Genomic DNA, 17560 nt, shown 5'->3' with positions numbered 1-17560 from the left:
CGATCCGGGAAGGCCGTCTCGCGATATGGATGGGGTCTTGACGTAGGCTGCCGACGGCGGCATGCGCGGGCCCTGTGCACGAGCGGCGTGTCGAACTGCGACCTGGTGCGTCGCGAGTGAAGGTGTGGTGAACGGTGAATACTCCCACCGGCTGCCGTGTTGGCACGACCGGCGGTGAGGGGCAGGATCGACCGGGCTCCCGGAGGCTCCGCCATCGGACATCCATCATCGGAACGAACGAGACGACGACGAGGATATGAACGATCTGCTGTATGTGAACGGCGGCAACCCGCTCAACGGGACCATCACCGTTCGAGGCGCAAAGAACTTCGTGTCGAAGTCCATGGTGGCTTCTCTGCTGGGGGAGACCCCGAGCGTGCTGCGGAACGTTCCGCAGATCCGTGACGTCAAGGTCGTCTCGGGGCTCCTGGACCTGCACGGCGTGAACGTCAAGTACGACACCGACGCCGGCATCCTGGACCTCGACCCGTCCAACGTCGAGTCCGCCCACGTGGCCGACATCGACGCCCACGCCGGCTCCAGCCGCATCCCGATCCTGTTCTGCGGGCCGCTGCTGCACCGCCTCGGTGAGGCGTTCATCCCGGACCTGGGCGGCTGCCGCATCGGCGACCGGCCGATCAACTACCACCTCGACATCCTGCGCCAGTTCGGCGCCGTCGTGGACAAGCGGCCCAACGGCATCCACCTGCGGGCGCCGCGCCGCCTCCAGGGCACCAAGATCTCCCTGCCGTACCCGTCGGTGGGCGCCACGGAGCAGACGCTGCTGACGGCGGTCCGCGCGGACGGCATCACCGAGCTCTCGGGCGCGGCGATCGAGCCCGAGATCATGGACCTCATTGCGGTGCTGCAGAAGATGGGCGCCATCATCTCGGTCGACACCGACCGCGTGATCCGCATCGAGGGCGTCGACCGCCTCGAGGGCTACACCCACACCGCGCTGAACGACCGCATCGAGACCGCCTCCTGGGCCTCGGCGGCCCTGGCCACGGGCGGCGACATCACGGTCAAGGGCGCCACCCAGCCCGAGATGATGACGTTCCTGAACACCTTCCGGAAGGTCGGCGGCCGCTTCGAGGTGCAGGACGACGGCATCCGCTTCTGGCACGCCGGCGGCGACCTCAAGTCCATCGTGCTGGAGACCGACGTGCACCCGGGCTTCATGACGGACTGGCAGCAGCCGCTCGTCGTCGCGCTCACGCAGGCCACCGGCCTGTCGATCGTGCACGAGACCGTGTACGAGAACCGCTTCGGCTTCACGGACGCGCTGCGCAAGATGGGCGCCACGATCCAGGTCTACAAGGAGTGCCTGGGCGGTCGTGACTGCCGGTTCGGCCAGCGCAACTTCCACCACTCCGCCGTCGTCTCGGGCCCGACGCCGCTCTCCGCGGCCGACATCGAGGTCCCGGACCTGCGCGGCGGGTTCTCCCACCTCATCGCGGCGCTGGCCGCCAAGGGCCAGTCCACGGTGCGCGGCATCGGTCTCATCGACCGCGGCTACGAGAACTTCCAGGACAAGCTGGAGGCCCTGGGCGCCGAGGTCGTCCGCGGCTGAGACAGCGGACCCCGTCGGCGAACGTAGGCCTGGTCGCCTCATGAGATCTCATGAGGCGACCAGGCCTACGTTCGGTTCCACCTGGCCCGGGTGCCACGCGTCGCGGGGCGGGGGAGGGCAGCTTGGCCGAGTATCCTTTCGGCCGTGTCCATCCCACGCCCTGAGTCACGCATGTATCGCTTCGTCGCGTTCATCGTGCGGAACCTCATGTTCGCGCTGTGCAAGTACGAGTGGAAGGGCGGGGAGAACTTCCCGGCCAAGGGCGGGTTCATCGCCGCGGCCAACCACGTCACCGAGCTCGACGCGCTGACGCTGGCGCACTACCTCTTCGACATGGGCCGTGAGCCCCGCATCCTGGCCAAGCGCGGCCTGTTCGACTCGCCGCTGACGGGATGGGCCCTGCGGGGCACCAAGATGATCCCGGTGGACCGGGACTCCACGAAGTCCGCCGAGTCGCTGAAGGACGCCGCGAGCCAGCTCGGCGACGGTGCCTGCGTCGCGATCCTGCCGGAGGGGACGCTGACCCGGGACCCCGACTACTGGCCGATGGAGGGCAAGACGGGCGTGGCCCGCATCGCGCTGACGACGCGCCTGCCGGTGCTGCCCGTCGCGCAGTGGGGCGTCACCGAGATCCTCGGCCGGTACAGCCGCGTGCTCAAGCCGTTCCCGCGCAAGAAGGTGACCATCCAGACCGGCCCGCCCGTGGACCTGAGCGACCTGTACGACCGGCCCCAGGACACCGCCACCCTGCGCGAGGCCACGAGTCGCATCATGGACGCCATCACCGCCGAGCTGGAGCAGATCCGCGGCGAGGTGGCGCCCAAGCCGCGCTTCGACCTCCGCAAGCACCCCGACTACGAGGCCAAGATGACGACCTACCCCCCGGTGGAGCGCCCGTGAGCGCGGCGACAGGAGCGCAGGGCGCCTCGACGCAGCCCAAGGTCGCCGTGCTCGGCGCCGGCTCGATGGGCACCACGTTCGCGATGGTCCTGGCCGACGCCGGGTGCGACGTCACCCTCTGGGGCCGCGACGCCGCGGTGCTCCACGCCGTCGAGACGACGCACCGCAACGAGAAGTACCTGCCGGGCGTGCAGCTGCCGCCGATGCACGGCACGACCGACCCGGCCGTCGCCCTCGCGGGCGCCGGCATCGTGGTCGTGTCGGTGCCGTCGCAGGTCGCCCGCGCCACGCTGGAGTCGATGAAGGACCTGGTGCACGACGTCGCCGCGCCGGGTGCCGTCGTCGTCTCCCTGATGAAGGGCGTCGAGCTCGGCACGGACAAGCGCATGAGCCAGGTCATGGCTGAGGTGCTGGACCTGCCGGACGAGCGCGTCGCCGTCGTCTCCGGGCCCAACCTCGCGCCCGAGATCGCCGAGCGGCAGCCGACGGCGACCGTGGTCGCCTCGCGCAGCGAGGCCACGGCCCAGCTCGTGGCCGCGGCCTGCTCGACCGGGTACTTCCGGCCCTACACGAACACCGACGTGGTGGGCGTGGAGCTGTGCGGCGCGGTGAAGAACATCATCGCCCTGGCCGCCGGCATGGCCCAGGGCCAGGGCTTCGGCTGGAACACGCTGGCGACCCTCATCACGCGCGGCCTGGTCGAGATCACGCGCCTGGGCCTCGCCCTGGGGGCCGACGCCGCCACGTTCGCGGGCCTGGCCGGCATGGGCGACCTGACGGCGACGTGCGCGTCGCCGCTGTCGCGCAACCACCGGCTCGGCAAGCACGTGGGCGAAGGGCTCACGCTCGCCGAGGCGATCAAGGCCACGGGCGGCACGGCCGAAGGCGTGAAGTCGTCGCAGTCGGTGCTGGAGCTCGCGCGGGCGCACGACGTCGAGATGCCGATCACGGCCGGCGTCGTCGAGGTGCTGGCCGGCAACCTGCCGCTGTCCGACCTCGCGGCGACGCTGCTCGCCCGGCCGCAGAAGTCCGAGGTCGCGGGCTGATCCTGGGCGGCACCGCTCGGCGGCGGGCGCCGGGCGGTCAGTGCCGCACGTCCACCACGACGCGCATCGGGTCCTCCAGGAGGAACACGCGGAACGGCCGCTCGCCGTCGTCCACGCCGATGAACGCCGTCGTGTACCCCTCGAACCAGTAGCGGTACACGATCTCCTCGACCGACTCGGTGCCGTCGGGCTCGATGCGGTCGCCCGAGAACTCGTCGACCCCGCTGTCCATCGGGGTGGCGGTGCCGGACAGCGACACCCGCAGGATCGCGTCGCCGTCCACCGCGACGGCGTCCCCGGAGCCGTCGTCGGACGCCTGGTCCACGTACTCGACGCGCCAGCCCGGCTTGCCGCTGCCCGTGCCGTCGAGGTCGAACACGACGCGGTCGTAGCCGTCGTGCGCGGCGACGCGCACGTCGGTGACGCTCAGGAACGTCTCGCCCTCCCCGGCGGGCGCCGCGGTGTCGGGCTTCGTGTCCGCCGGGAAGGCCGGGCCGGACTCGGTCTCGGTCGCGGAGGCGCTCGGCTCGGGGGCGTCGTCCCCGTCGTCCGCTGAGTCGTCGTCCGACCCGCTCGACGACGGCGACGACGTCGGTTCCGCGTCGGAGTCGGGGGACACCGGCACGGGGCTGGTGTTGCTGAGCTCCGGCCCGCCCGTGCCCTGCGCGCCCGTGCACCCGGCCAGCAGCAACGCCGCGCAGGCGGCGACCAGCAGGGCTGTGCGGTGTCCGGCTCGTCCCATGTGCCCAGCGTAGGGCCTGGGGCGCGGACTGGTCGGTCACGATCGGCGAACGGGACCGGTCTTAACTCTTGACTTGTGATACATGTGACGTACTACATTTAGCCCCGCGTCGTTCAACGGTGATGACGGTGATGACAAAGAGGACGAAGGAGTCGCTCGATGAATCCGATCACGCGAAGAGACCTCCTGCGCACGACGGGCCTGACCGCCGGGGCGTTCGCGCTCGCCGGGCATGCCCCCACGAGCGCGGCGGCCGAGCCCGAGGGCGGCGACGCCTCGGACACCAACCCGATGCGGCTCTGGTACACCGCGCCCGCCCAGGAGTGGCTCCAGGCGCTCGCCATCGGCAACGGCCGGCTCGGCGCCATGGTGTTCGGCGGCGTGGCCGCCGAGAAGCTCATGCTCAACGAGGACACCGTCTGGGCCGGCGGCCCGCACGACTACGCCGACCCGTCGGGGCACGAGGCGCTGCCGGAGATCCGGCGGCTCATCAGCGAGGAGAAGTGGCTGGAGGCGCAGAACCTCGCGGACGAGCGGTTCATGGGCCGCCCCACGGAGCAGATGCAGTACCAGCCGGTCGGCGACCTGCACCTGGCCTTCCCCGGGCTGACCGAGGACGTCACGGGCTACGAGCGGTCGCTCGACCTGACCACGGCGATCAGCACCACGTCGTTCGTGGCCGACGGCGTGCGCCACACCCGGGAGGTGTTCGGCAGCCACGCGCACCAGGTGATCGTCGTCCGCCTCACCGCGAGCGAGCGCGGGGCGATCTCGTTCGACGCCGGGTACACGTCGCTCCAGGAGACGTCGACCTACGCCCACGACGCACGCACGCTCGCCCTGGAGGGCATCAGCGGTGAGGCCGAGGGCCTGGAGGGCAAGGTCCGCTTCGTCAGCCTGGTCCGCGCCGTGCCCGAGGGCGGGAGCGTGACCTGCGACGACACCGGGCTGCACGTGCGGGGCGCGGACGCCGTCACGCTGGTCCTGTCCATCGGCACGAGCCACCGCAACTACCTCGACGTCGGCGGCGACCACCTGGCGGCGGCGGTGGCCCCGCTGGAGCGGGCCACGCCCCAGGGCTACGGGATCCTGCGGCGGTCCCACGTGCGCGACCACCAGGAGATGTTCGGCCGGGTCGACATCGACCTGGGCACCTCGGCGTCCGTCGACCTGCCGACGGACCAGCGGGTCGCCGCCTTCCGCGACGGCAAGGACCCGCAGCTCGCGGCCCTGTACTACCAGTTCGGCCGGTACCTGCTGATCTCCAGCTCGCGGACGCCGGGCCAGCCCGCCAACCTGCAGGGGCTGTGGAACGACCAGATGCTGCCGCCGTGGCAGTCCAAGTACACGCTGAACATCAACTGCCAGATGAACTACTGGCCGGCCGGTCCGGCGAACCTCGCCGAGTGCTGGCAGCCGCTCTTCGCGATGATCGAGGAGCTGGCCGAGTCCGGCGCCCGGACGGCGCAGAAGATGTGGGGCGCCAAGGGCTGGGTGGCGCACCACAACACCGACCTGTGGCGGGGATCGGCGCCCGTGGACTTCGCGTACTACGGGGTCTGGCCCACCGGCGGCGCCTGGCTCTCGCTGCTGTTCTGGGAGCACTACGAGTACACCGGTGACCTCGACGTGCTGCGGGAGTACTTCCCGGTGCTGCGCGGGTCGGTCGAGTTCTTCCTCGACACCCTCGTGCAGGACGCCGCGACCGGCTACCTCGTCACCAGCCCTTCGCACTCGCCCGAGCTCAAGCACCACGACATCGACAACGTGGGCGTGAGCATGTGCGCCGGCCCGACCATGGACATGCAGATCCTGCGGGACCTGTTCACGGCGTTCGACAGGGCGTCCGCCGTCCTCGGCCAGGACCGCGAGATGGCCGCGCAGGCGCTGGCCGCGCGCGAGCAGCTGCCACCCAACCAGATCGGCTTCCTGGGGCAGATCCAGGAGTGGCTGATCGACTGGGAGGAGGCCGCGCAGGAGACCAGCCGGCACGTCTCGCACCTGTGGGGCGTGTTCCCCAGCGACCAGATCACCCCGCGGCGCACGCCCGAGCTGGCCGCGGCGGCCAACCGGTCGCTCGAGCTGCGCGGTCCCGCGGTCACGGCGGGCTGGTCGCTCGCGTGGAAGATGAACATCCGCGCCCGGCTGCTCCAGCGGGACGGCGTCTACACCCACCTGAAGCAGCTCCTCTCGCCCGGCCGGACCGCGCCGAACCTGTTCGACCTGCACCCGCCGTTCCAGATCGACGGCAACTTCGGGGGCACCTCGGCGATCAACGAGACGATCGTGCAGAGCCACTCCGGTGAGGTCTGGCTGCTGCCGTGCCTGCCGGAGGCCTTCCCGACCGGGCGGGTGCGCGGCCTGCGCACCCGGGGCGCCTTCGAGCTCGCCGTCACCTGGCGCGACGGGCGGCTCCACGGCGCGCGGATCCAGTCGCTGGCCGGCAACACGATCCGGCTGCGCACCGAGGGCCGGGTCCGCGTCTCGGGCCCCGGCGGCCCGGTCGACGTCGAACGCCCCGAGGACGGCCTCGCCGTCTTCCGGACGCGCCGCGGGGCCACGTACGTCGTCGAACCGACGGCCTGACCCACCTCGCTGCCTGACCCAGCTCACTGACTGACCCACCTCACCGAACCACCCGCAAGAACCGCACCTACGAAAGGACACAGATGTCCAGGAACTGGATTCAGACAGGCACCGTGGCGGTCGCCGCGCTGAGCCTGGTCGCCGCCGCGGGAGGCGGCGGGGTCGCGCTCGACCGGCTCGCCGACGCCGCGATCGCGGCGACGTCCGCGAAGTGCCAGCAGCTGTACGTGTCCCCGACGGGCGACGACCAGGGCAAGGGCACGGCCCGGGACCCGTTCAGGACGGTCGACCGGGCCCGCGCGTACATCCAGGAGAAGGGCCTCAACAAGGACGGCCGGCAGCGGTGCGACATCACCGTGAATCTCGCGGCGGGCGAGTACCCCGTCACGGAGACCATCGGCTTCACCGAGCAGGACTCGGGCGGCGGCGGCCACCAGGTCGTCTACCGCAGCAGCGACGGCCCAGGCGCGGCCAACCTCGTGGGCGCCGAGGAGGTGACCGGCTGGGAGGAGTACCAGGACGGCATCTACAAGACCCAGGTCGACCCCGACAAGCAGTTCTACACGCTCTTCGAGGACGGCGAACGCTCCGAGCTGGCCCGCTACCCCAACCGCGGCTCGGACGACACCCAGGGGCCGTACCTGTTCTCGCGGCTCGGTGAGCCCGAGAAGGAGGCCGTGCACCAGTGGCTGTACTGGCAGGACGGCGACTGGGACCCGGCCTGGGACGACACCCCCGAGAGCAACCCGCTCAAGGACGCCCAGGTCACCCTGTGGTCCGGCGGCTCGTGGAGCTGGTTCACCGACATCGTGCCGATCGGCGGCGCCGACTACCGCAAGGGCTTCGCCACGCTCGACTACTGGGCGCGGTACGCCCTGGTGAACAGCCGCAGCGGGTCGCGCTACTTCATCCAGAACGCCCTGCCGTTCCTGGACCAGGCGGGCGAGTACTACATCGACCGTGAGGCCGGCGAGCTCTACTACAAGCCGCGCGGCGACATCGACAGCGTGACGATCATGAAGCCCACGGTCACCAAGGTGATCGACGTCAAGGGGGCCACGCCCGAGGACCGGGCGCACGACATCACCTTCGACGGTATCGGCATCCAGTACTCCGACTTCGTGAGCTGGTACCGCTCGGGCTGGATCAGTGCGGGCGACTCCGGCGAGGAGCACAAGTACCCCGAGTACGACCGGCAGATCGAGATGCCGCGCAACCGGTTCGGTGCGGTCACGCTGGAGAACACGACGGGCATCACGCTCACCGGGATGCACATCCGCGACACCGGGTTCATGGGGGTCTACGCGCTGTTCGCCAACGATCACCTGACCGTCGAGAACTCCCTCCTGGAGAACCTCGGGGCCGACGGCGTCAAGGTCGAGGGCGGCTGGCCGGGCGAGGGCGACCTCTCGCACCACCACACCTTCCGCAACCTGTACATCGACCACGTGGGCGAGCTCGTGCCCGGCGACGCGGCGGGCATCGAGCTCATGGGCACCGGCGACAACCTCGTCGAGCACGTGAACGTGCGGCACTCCGCGCGGTACGGCATCAGCCTGGAGTCCCGCCCCGAGGTCGTCGACGGCGACCAGTACACCGACCACAACACCTTCCGGTACATCCGGATCGACGAGGCCGGCCTCGACTCCGGTGACATGGGCGCGTTCTACACCTACGGCGTCGACAACCAGGACCCGTACCCGGTGCAGAACACGGTGGACCAGATGGTGATCGGCGACGTCATCCCCGACCCGGTGGGCGAGATGCCCGACAGCGGGACCCGGGGCATCCACATGGACGCCGGCGGCTGTGCGTTCTCGTTCAGCAACATCGAGGTGGGCGAGACGACCGACCAGTCGTACCAGTCCTACCAGTGCAACGAGGTGACGAACGGGAACTGGGAGGCCGACTTCGACGCCAGCAAGATGGAGTACGACCTCATCGGCGTGACGGACGCGTTCCCGTACCCGGTCCCGGAGTCCTGACCCCGTAATCGCGCGTCGGGCCTCCGCTGGTCGACCCTCCGCTGGCCGACCCTCCGCTGGTCGAGCCTCCGCCGGTCGACCCTCCGCTGGTCGAGCTTGTCGAGACCTCACCGGGTCTCGACAAGCTCGACCAGCGGGTACCGATCGGCCCGTGCGATTCGGCCCGCGCCCGACATCTCGACAGACCACGTGTTCATCGACCGAGAGGACGACGATGTCCAGACAATGGATCCGGGACGGCGCGGTAGCCGTCGCCGCGCTCAGCCTGGTGGCCGGCCTGACCGGCGGCGCCGCGCTCGACAGCCTCGCCGCGCTGGGCGCGGGCCGGTGCCCGCAGCTCTACGTCTCCCCGTCCGGGGACGACGACGCCCGGGGAACTGCCCAGGACCCGTGGCGCACGATCGAGCGGGCCCGCGACCACGTCCGGGAGGCGGGCCTAAACCGCCCCGGGCGGATGAAGTGCGACATCACGATCAATCTCGCGGCGGGTGACTACCCCGTCACGGAGACCATCGAGCTGACCGACGAGGACTCGGGCGCCGACGGGAACCAGGTGGTCTACCGCAGCAGCGACGGCCCCGGCGCGGCCAACCTGGTCGGCGCCGAGGAGGTCACCGGGTGGGAGCCCTTCCGGGACGGCATCTACCGGGCCACGGTCGACACCGACGCGCCGTTCTACACGCTCTTCGTCGACGGCGAGCGGGCCACGACCGCGCGGCACCCGAACCGCACGTCGGCGGACACCCACGCGCCGTACCTGGTCTCGCGGCTCATCGAGCCGGAGAAGGAGGGGGTCCGGGACCAGATCGGCTACAACCCGGGCGACTGGGACGAGTCGGCGGACCTGGGGTCCTCCACGAGCTGGCCGGCGCAGGTGACCATCTGGTCGGGCGGCTCGTGGAGCTGGTTCACCGACACCGTGCCGATCAAGAACGCCGACACCGCGGACAGCGACAACAAGATCATCCTGGACCACTGGACGCGGTACGCGATGATGAACACCCGCAGCGGGTCCCGGTACTTCCTGCAGAACTCGCTGGACTTTCTCGACCAGGCGGGCGAGTACTACCTCGACCACGAGGCGGGGGAGGTCTACTACAAGCCGCGCGGCGGCGACATGGACGGCGTGCGGGTCATGCGGCCGACGGTCGCCAAGGTACTCGACGTCAAGGGCGCCTCGCCCGAGGACCGGGCGCACGACATCACGTTCGACGGTATCGGCGTCCAGTACTCCGACTACCTCGGCTGGTACCGCGCGGGGTGGATCAGCGCGGGCGACTCCGGCGTCGAGCACAAGTACCCCGAGTACGACCGGCAGATCGAGATGCCGCGCAACCGGTTCGGGGCCGTCACGCTGGAGAACACGAGCGACGTCACGCTCACCGGCATGCACGTCCGCGACACCGGGTTCACGGGCGTCTACGCGCTGTTCGCCAACGACCACCTCACGGTCGAGGACAGCCTGTTCGAGAACCTGGGCGCGGACGGCGTCAAGGTCGAGGGCGGCTGGCCGGGAGAGGGCGACCTGTCGCACCACCACACCTTCCGCAACCTGTACATCGACCACGTGGGCGAGCTGGTGCCGGGGGACGCCGCCGGGATCGAGCTCATGAGCACCGGCGACAACACGGTCGAGCACGTCCACGTCGAGCACTCCGCGCGCTACGGGATCAGCCTGGAGTCCCGCCCGGAGGTGGTGGACGGGGACCAGTACACCGACCACAACACGTTCCGGTACATCCGGATCGAGCAGGCGGGGCTGGACTCCGGTGACATGGGCGCGTTCTACACCTACGGCGTCGACAACCAGGAGCCGCACCCCGTCCAGAACACCGTGGACCAGATGGTGATCGGCGACGTCATCCCGGACCCCGCCGGGGCCATGCCGGACAGCGGGACCCGCGGCGTGCACATGGACGCCGGGGGCTGTGCGTTCTCGTTCAGCAACATCGAGGTAGGGGAGACGACCGATCAGTCGTACCAGTCCTACCAGTGCAACGAGGTGAGCAACGGCAACTGGGAGGACGACTTCGACGCCTCGCTGATGGAGTACGACAAGATCGGCGTCACCGACGCCTTCCCGTACCCGGTCCCGTAACCGCTGGTCGAGCTTGTTTCGCTGGTCGAGCTTGTCGAGACCTCATCAGGTCTCGACAAGCTCGACCAGCGGCGTCACTCGACCAGCGGCGTCGCTCGACCAGCGGCGTCGCTCGACCAGCGGCGTCGCTCGACCAGCGGCGTCGCTCGACCAGCGACGTCGCTCGGTCCGCGGGTCCGTCACGCCGCCCGGCGGAACGTCCTCCGGTAGGCCGACGGCGTCACGCCCAGCGCCGCCGTCACGTGGGCCCGCAGCGACTGCGCCGTGCCGAACCCGCACCGCCGCGCGACCTGCTCGACCGGCAGCACCGTGGTCTCCAGCAGGGTCCGCGCGTGCTCGACCCGCTGGCGCGTGAGCCACTGGGCGGGGCTCTCGCCGGTCTCGTCGCGGAACCGCCGCGTGAAGGTGCGCACCGACATCGCGGCGTGCCGCGCCAGGTCGGACAGCGTCAGCGGCTCGTCGAGCCGGTCCAGCGCCCAGGCGCGGGCGGCGGCCGTGCCGGCGCCGCGGCTCCCCGCGGCGGCCGCGCCCGAGGTCGCGGCCCGCTCGACCGCCCGCTCGATCCCCACGGGTCGTCGGATGTACTGCGCCTGGCCGCCGTCGCGATGGGGCGGCACCACGGTGCGGCGCGCGACGTCCTGCGCGACGGCGGTGCCGTGGTCCCGCCGCACCACGTGCAGGCACAGGTCGACGCCGGAGGCGACGCCCGCGGAGGTGAGCACGTCGCCGTCGTCGGTGTACAGGACGTCCGGGTCGAGCTCCACACGCGGGTAGAGCCGGCGGAACCGGTCGCTCTCCAGCCAGTGGGTCGTGGCGGGGCGGCCGTCGAGCAGCCCCGCCGCCGCGAGCACGAACGCGCCCGTGCAGATCGACATGAGCCGGGCTCCGGGCCGGATCCGGGCGAGCGCGGCGGCGAGCTCGGGTTCGAGCTGCGGGTCGCCGGCGGCCGGGTCCGTACCGTCCGGCCCGGAGGTGTGCGACGCCGCCACCACCACGGTGTCCGCCGTCTCCAGCACCTCGGGCCCGTGCTCGACCTGGACCAGCACGTCGGAGTCCGACCGCACCAGGCCCGGGCCGCCGGGCGTGCAGGTCACGACCTCGTACAGGGGCCGGTGCTCGGCGTCGCGCGCGATACCGAAGATCCGGTGCGGGATGCCGAGCTCGAACGGGATGAAGCCGGGCCGGATCAGGACGGCCACGCGATGCCGGGGCGGGGTGTGCTGAGCCATGTCCCGATCATATGGCCCGAACCTAGCGTTGTGTGTCCCTCCGGCCACTGTTTCCCGCCGTCCCGCGCCAGCATGCTGATCCCGTGACCCAGACAGACGTCCCCGTGCCGGCGGGCCAGAACACCGCGCAGCCACCGCGGCGCACCGCGCCCCGCATCCACCCCGCCTGGTGGGTCGCCCTGGTCAGCTTCGTGACCGTCATGTGCGCCGCGGCGTTCACCGCCGCGCCCGGCCTCTTCGTGGACCCGCTCAACGCGGAGCTCGGCTGGTCGCGCGCCACCATCGGGTTCGCCGTCGGCCTGCAGTCGGTGCTCTACGGGCTCACGGCGCCGTTCGCCGCCTCCCTCATGGACCGGTTCGGCATGCGCCCCGTGGTCGCTGTGGCGCTCGTGGTGATCACTGGCGGCGCCCTGTCGACCGTGTGGATGTCGGAGCCCTGGCAGTTCGTGCTCGGCTGGGGGCTCCTGGTCGGCGTGGGCAGCGGCAGCATGGCGCTCGCGTTCACCGCCACCGTGACGGGGCGCTGGTTCGTGGCGCGCCGCGGCCTGGTCAGTGGCGTGCTGACGGCGGCGACGGCGTCGGGCCAGCTCGTCTTCCTGCCCCTGCTCGCGTGGATCGTCGAGAACCAGGGCTGGCGCCCGGCGTCGGTCACGGTGGCCATCGCCTCGCTCGTGGCGATCCCGCTCGTGCTCTTCCTGCTGCGCGACCATCCCGCGGACCTGGGCCTGGCGCCCTACGGCGGCACCTACGCCCCCAAGCCCGCCCCGACGCGCGGCGCGGCGCGCCGCGCGGTCACCGCCCTGTTCGACGCCGCCCGCACCGGCCCGTTCTGGCTGCTCGCCGGGGCGTTCGCGATCTGCGGCGCGACGACGAACGGGCTGGTCCGCACCCACTTCGTGCCCGGCGCGCACGACCACGGAATGCCCATCACGGTCGCCGCGAGCCTGCTCGCCGTGATCGGGGTGGTCGACGTGATCGGCACCATCGGGTCCGGCTGGCTCACCGACCGGTTCTCCCCGCGCGTGCTGCTGGGCGTCTACTACACGCTGCGCGGCGTCGCCCTGCTGTTCCTGCCGTCGCTCATGGCCCCGCACGTCGAGATGCCGATGCTGTTCTTCATCGTGTTCTACGGGCTGGACTGGGTGGCGACCGTGCCGCCGACGCTCGCGCTGTGCCGCGAGTTCTACGGCGAGGACGCGCCGATCGTGTTCGGCTGGGTGCTTGCGTCGCACCAGGTCGGGGCCGGTGTGGTGGCCTTCGCGGGCGGCCTGGTGCGGGACATGACGGGCTCGTACGACGCCGTCTGGTACGGCGCGGGCGCGCTGTGCGCGGGTGCCGCGCTGATGTCGCTGGTGATCCGCCGCGTCCGCCAGACCGCCGCCCCGGACGCGGCAGCCGCCTGAGCCACCCGGCCGGCACGTGTCAGACCACAGGACACGCGGGTGACCTGTGGGTCTGACAGGTCGCCGGGGTCTGACAGGTCGCCCTGCGGACGGCCGAGGCGCCGGCCGCGGGGCGGTCGTATTCTCCGGACCATGAGCACCACCCCTGAGCAGACCGCCGCGCAGCACACCGGGCTCGCCCCCGCCACCCTCGTCGTCGCCGCCGGACGCCCGGCGCGCGAGCAGGGCGGGCACATCAACCCGTCCGTGCCGCTGAACTCGACGTACGTGTCGCGCGGCGTGGTCACCTCCGGCGAGCTCTCCTACGCGCGCGGCGACAACGACGCCTGGCACCCGTTCGAGTCGGCGCTGGCCGCCCTGGAGGCGGGCGCGGGGGAGCCGGGCGAGGCGCTCGTGTTCTCGTCCGGCATGGCCGCGATCGCCGCGGTCTTCTCCCTGGTGCCCGACGGCGGCACACTCGTGCTGCCGCGGCACGCCTACCAGGCGGGCATGGTGCTGGCGCGCCAGATCTCCGAGCGGCACGGCGTGACGCTGCGGTACGTGGACATCGCGGACACCGACGCCGTGGTGGCCGCGCTGGAGGGCGCCGACCTCTTCCTGGCCGAGTCGCCCACCAACCCGATGCTGGAGGTCGCCGACCTGCCCGCCGTCCTCGCCGCCGCGCGGGCGGCCGGGGTGCGCTCGGTCGTGGACAACACGTTCGCGACGCCGCTCGGGCAGCGTCCGCTGGAGCTCGGCGCCGACATCGTGCTGCACTCCGTGACCAAGTACCTCGCAGGCCACTCCGACGTCGTGCTCGGCGCCGTCGTCACGCGCGACGCCGACCTGGCCGCGACGCTGCGCGAGCACCGCACGCTGCACGGCGCGATCGCCGGGCCGTTCGAGGTGTGGCTCGCGCTGCGCGGGCTGCGCACCCTCGCGCTGCGGTTCGAGCGGGCCCAGGCGAGCGCGGCCGAGCTGGCCCGGCGCCTCGCGGAGCACCCGGAGGTCGCCGAGGTGCGGCACCCCTCGCTGCCCGGCGACCCGGGGCACGAGCGCGCGAAGACGCAGATGAACGGGTTCGGCGCGATCATCGGCGTCCGGCCCCGGCCCCGGCCGGGTGCGGGGGACGCGGCGGCCGCCGGGACGGGACCGACCGCCGTCGAGCGGGCCGACGCCGTCGTGGACGCCGTCCACCTGTGGCTGCCCGCCACCTCGCTGGGCGGCGTCGAGTCGATGCTGGAGCGCCGCCGCCGCTGGGGCACCGAGGCGCACACCGTCCCGGAGGACCTGCTGCGCCTGTCGGTCGGCATCGAGGACGTGGAGGACCTCTGGCAGGACCTGGACGCGGCGCTCCGCGCCTGACCGGCCGCGGTGGTCGGTAAGAGGTCGGGTGGTCGGCAGGATGTCAGGTGGTCGGCAACTCGAGCTGCCGACCACCTGACATCCTGCCGACCACCTGGCGTCGCCCTGTTGCCGCGCTCACCGCGACCCGGTTACTCCAGCGGGCCGAGGAGGGACTGGGCCACCGTGGCGTGGGCGGCGTCGTCGCTGGACGGGTGGAAGATGCCCGCCAGCACGTCCCGGTACAGGCGGCCCAGCTCCGAGCCGTTGAAGTACGTGGAGCCGCCGGAGACCCGCACGGCCTGGTCGACGACCTCGCGGGCGGCCTCGGTGACCCGCACCTTGAGCCCGGCGGTGGCCCGGAACCAGCCCGCGCCGCGGTCCAGCGTGGGGTCCGCCGCCGACGCGTCGAGGTCCCGGGTGATCCCGTCGAGCTGGAGCCAGACGCTGTCCTGGGCGAGCGCCATGTCGGCGATGCGGCGCCGGACGTCGGGGTCCTGTGCGTAGGTCTTGCCGGTCTTCATCGACGTGCGCTTGTGCACGGTCTCGACCGCGAGCTCCAGCGCCCGGTCCGCGATCCCCGCGTACACCGACGACAGCAGCACCTCGAACGACGTGAAGATGCCCAGCACGTACGGGTCCAGCGACGGGCCGGGCGGCAGGAGGCGCAGCACGCGGTCGGCGGGCGCGTGGGCGCCGTCGAGCAGCGTGGAGCGCGACTGGGAGGCGCGCATGCCGAGGGTGTCCCAGTCGTCGAGGATCTGGAACCCGCCGCCCTCGCGGGTGACGAAGGCGTGCACCAGGCGCGGCGCGCCGTTGCGACCGCGCAGCACGCCCGTCTTCTCGAGGCCGAGCACGCCCAGCCGCGTCCAGGCGGGGGAGTTGGAGGTGAAGATCTTCCGGCCGTGGAACGTGTACCCGCCCGAGCCGTCGGGCCGGGCCTCCGTGCGCGAGCCGAGCAGCACCAGGTCGTTGCCCGGCTCGGAGTAACCGAAGCCGAACACCTCGCCGGATGCCGCCTCCCGCAGCAGCCAGTCCAGCGACGAGTCGCCGCGCTCGTGCAGGTAGCGGCCCACGCCGACCCAGACGTGGTGCATGTTCACGGCCAGTGCCGTCGCCGGCGCGTGCGCGGCCAGACGCGCCTGCTCGTGGGCGGTCTCGCGCAGGGTGAGCCCGCCGCCGCCGAGGGCCGTCGGGACCATCGCGCCGAGGTAGCCGGAGGCCTGGAGGTCGGCCAGGTCCTCGGCGAAGAAGGCGTTGTCCCGGTCGTAGTCGGCGGCACGTTCGCGAATGTCGGCAAGCAGCTCGCCGGACAGTAGATCGGTCACGCCACGAGGCTAACCCTGGGAGGGGCCGGGGCGGTGCTGGTTTTCGGCTGGAAGTGCGGTGAGTATCGCCGCAGGGTGAATTGTGCCGAGAACGGTGGGTTGCAGCCGGCGGGCGCGCACGGCCGCGTAGAGCTCGGCGGCGGCGCGCGGGTCGTTGACGTCGCGGCCGGTCAGGTCGGCGACGCGCGCCAGCCGGTTGAGCACCGTGTTGCGGTGGCAGTGCAGCGCCGCGGCGGCCCGGGTGCCGGACCCGCCGTGCTCGAACCACGCCTCGACGGTGGCCAGCAGCAGCTCCTCGTCCCGGGGGTCGCGCTCGCGGAGCCCGCCGAGGACGGCGAGGGCGAGCTCGCCGGCGCGCTCGTCGTCGGCGGCCAGGAGCGCGTCCAGCGGGCGGTCGCCGAAGCACGAGAGCCCGGCCTGGCCCGGGGCCAGGGACCGCACCGCGGTGCGGGCCTGGGCGAGGGCGGCGGGCGCGTCGGCGAGGCGGGTGAACGGGCGGCTCGCGCCGGTCCGGGTGCCGGTGGCGAGGCCGGCCAGCGCCTCCTGGGCCTCCGGTGACGTGGGGGCGGCCACGAGGGTGAGCCGATCCCCCTCGTGGATCAGCCAGCGGGTGGTCACCCGGGCGGCGTCCGACGCGGCGTCGGACAGGGCGTCGGACGCCGCGGCCGACGTCGCGCCGGACCTCGGACCTCGTGCCCCACCCGCCGCCGAACCCGGTACCCCGCCCGATGCCGGACCCTGCGCCGTGACGGCAACCACCAGCATCACGTCCGCGGGCAGCCCGAGGGCGCGCCGCGCGGTCTCGAGGTCCTGGACGACGCCGGTCAGGATCCCGCGCAGCAGCTCGGTGCGGGCCATGCTCTCGCCGAAGCCCGCCGCGGCCTCCAGGTGGCTCCGGACCGCGACGTTCGACGAGCGGTCGATCGCGGACCAGACCCGCGAGGAGGCCCGCAACAGGGCGCCGGTGTCGGACTGGTGGCGCAGCCGCCGGGCGAGCTCCTCCCAGATGCGCAGCCCGGCCAGCCGGTAGGCGTCCTGGAGCAGGTCGAGCTGGATGCCCTCGGCGGCCGTGACCCGGCCGGTCTCCCGGGCGGGCGCGAGCGACGAGGTCTCACCGGCGAGGGCGGTGAGGATCTCCGCGACGTTCGCCCGGACCAGCGGCTGCACGACGGCGGCGGGGAGCAGGGTCTCGCTGTACACCGGCTCGGCGTGCAGGATGCCGTCGGCCACCTGTTCGCTCAGCAGATCCAGGGCGTCGCGGAGGTCATGACGCCCAGTCGCGGCGATGTCCGACATGCCAGGCAGCCTAGTCGCGGTGTCCTGGTTGTGCATCGAAGGTCGAAATGT

The 17560-nt window shown here is 72.0% G+C and carries 12 protein-coding genes; 8 read left to right on the top strand and 4 right to left on the bottom strand.

Annotated features, from left to right (window positions below; genetic code table 11):
- Positions 1-256 precede the first annotated feature (256 nt).
- From murA to ACZ7LE_RS17080, 3 genes are all read left to right on the top strand, one after another.
- Entirely contained in the window at positions 257-1573 is a 1317-nt protein-coding gene (murA, locus tag ACZ7LE_RS17090; RefSeq protein ID WP_020013735.1) for a UDP-N-acetylglucosamine 1-carboxyvinyltransferase, read from the top strand.
- A gap of 144 nt (positions 1574-1717) precedes the next feature.
- The gene (locus tag ACZ7LE_RS17085; protein ID WP_470404429.1) at positions 1718-2473 is read left to right on the top strand and encodes a lysophospholipid acyltransferase family protein; all 756 of its coding nucleotides are present in this window, start codon (positions 1718-1720) and stop codon (positions 2471-2473) included.
- A complete protein-coding gene (locus tag ACZ7LE_RS17080) occupies positions 2470-3519 on the top strand; it encodes an NAD(P)H-dependent glycerol-3-phosphate dehydrogenase (RefSeq protein WP_470404428.1) in 1050 nt (349 codons plus the stop codon). Before ACZ7LE_RS17085 ends, ACZ7LE_RS17080 begins: the two co-directional genes overlap by 4 nt.
- A gap of 37 nt (positions 3520-3556) precedes the next feature.
- Here the strand turns inward: ACZ7LE_RS17080 and ACZ7LE_RS17075 are convergent, their stop codons facing one another.
- Positions 3557-4261, bottom strand: a complete 705-nt coding sequence (locus ACZ7LE_RS17075) for an AMIN-like domain-containing (lipo)protein (RefSeq protein ID WP_470404427.1) — start codon at positions 4259-4261, stop codon at positions 3557-3559.
- A gap of 159 nt (positions 4262-4420) precedes the next feature.
- Between ACZ7LE_RS17075 and ACZ7LE_RS17070 the strand changes: the two genes are divergently transcribed.
- The 3 genes from ACZ7LE_RS17070 to ACZ7LE_RS17060 all read left to right on the top strand — a co-directional run bounded on the left by ACZ7LE_RS17070 (position 4421) and on the right by ACZ7LE_RS17060 (position 10930).
- A complete protein-coding gene (locus tag ACZ7LE_RS17070; protein ID WP_470404426.1) occupies positions 4421-6847 on the top strand; it encodes a glycoside hydrolase family 95 protein in 2427 nt (808 codons plus the stop codon).
- Positions 6848-6930: 83 nt separating this feature from the next.
- Entirely contained in the window at positions 6931-8832 is a 1902-nt protein-coding gene (locus ACZ7LE_RS17065) for a right-handed parallel beta-helix repeat-containing protein (RefSeq protein ID WP_470404425.1), read from the top strand.
- Positions 8833-9046: 214 nt separating this feature from the next.
- Entirely contained in the window at positions 9047-10930 is a 1884-nt protein-coding gene (locus ACZ7LE_RS17060; RefSeq protein ID WP_470404424.1) for a right-handed parallel beta-helix repeat-containing protein, read from the top strand.
- Between the two features lie 179 nt (positions 10931-11109).
- Here ACZ7LE_RS17060 and ACZ7LE_RS17055 read toward each other — a convergent pair whose 3' ends face one another.
- Complete coding sequence (locus ACZ7LE_RS17055; RefSeq protein ID WP_470404423.1) at positions 11110-12159, bottom strand: GlxA family transcriptional regulator; 1050 nt, start codon at positions 12157-12159, stop codon at positions 11110-11112.
- Positions 12160-12242: 83 nt separating this feature from the next.
- Here ACZ7LE_RS17055 and ACZ7LE_RS17050 point away from each other — a divergent pair, with 83 nt between their 5' ends.
- Both ACZ7LE_RS17050 and ACZ7LE_RS17045 read left to right on the top strand, forming a co-directional pair.
- Positions 12243-13562: an MFS transporter gene (locus ACZ7LE_RS17050; protein WP_470404422.1), complete on the top strand. Its 1320-nt coding sequence runs from the start codon at positions 12243-12245 to the stop codon at positions 13560-13562.
- A 132-nt stretch (positions 13563-13694) separates the two neighbouring features.
- Positions 13695-14906, top strand: a complete 1212-nt coding sequence (locus ACZ7LE_RS17045) for a trans-sulfuration enzyme family protein (protein WP_470404421.1) — start codon at positions 13695-13697, stop codon at positions 14904-14906.
- 131 nt (positions 14907-15037) lie between these two features.
- Here the strand turns inward: ACZ7LE_RS17045 and ACZ7LE_RS17040 are convergent, their stop codons facing one another.
- Together ACZ7LE_RS17040 and ACZ7LE_RS17035 are read right to left on the bottom strand one after the other, a co-directional pair.
- Positions 15038-16213, bottom strand: a complete 1176-nt coding sequence (locus ACZ7LE_RS17040) for an acyl-CoA dehydrogenase family protein (protein ID WP_470404420.1) — start codon at positions 16211-16213, stop codon at positions 15038-15040.
- Positions 16214-16222: 9 nt separating this feature from the next.
- Positions 16223-17509, bottom strand: a complete 1287-nt coding sequence (locus tag ACZ7LE_RS17035; protein WP_470404419.1) for a PucR family transcriptional regulator — start codon at positions 17507-17509, stop codon at positions 16223-16225.
- Between the last annotated feature and the right edge of the window lie 51 nt (positions 17510-17560).

This window comes from Promicromonospora sp. NPDC110617 (assembly GCF_055598465.1).
Note: the sequence above shows the minus strand (reverse complement) of the source record. Positions and strands in the feature narration are given on the sequence as shown.

Coding starts and splice junctions, on each gene's coding strand:
- ACZ7LE_RS17035 (WP_470404419.1), bottom strand. CDS start 17,509: ATGTCGGACATCGCCGCGACTGGGCGTCATGACCTCCGCGACGCCCTG.
- murA (WP_020013735.1), top strand. CDS start 257: ATGAACGATCTGCTGTATGTGAACGGCGGCAACCCGCTCAACGGGACC.
- ACZ7LE_RS17065 (WP_470404425.1), top strand. CDS start 6,931: ATGTCCAGGAACTGGATTCAGACAGGCACCGTGGCGGTCGCCGCGCTG.
- ACZ7LE_RS17055 (WP_470404423.1), bottom strand. CDS start 12,159: ATGGCTCAGCACACCCCGCCCCGGCATCGCGTGGCCGTCCTGATCCGG.
- ACZ7LE_RS17070 (WP_470404426.1), top strand. CDS start 4,421: ATGAATCCGATCACGCGAAGAGACCTCCTGCGCACGACGGGCCTGACC.
- ACZ7LE_RS17060 (WP_470404424.1), top strand. CDS start 9,047: ATGTCCAGACAATGGATCCGGGACGGCGCGGTAGCCGTCGCCGCGCTC.
- ACZ7LE_RS17075 (WP_470404427.1), bottom strand. CDS start 4,261: ATGGGACGAGCCGGACACCGCACAGCCCTGCTGGTCGCCGCCTGCGCG.
- ACZ7LE_RS17045 (WP_470404421.1), top strand. CDS start 13,695: ATGAGCACCACCCCTGAGCAGACCGCCGCGCAGCACACCGGGCTCGCC.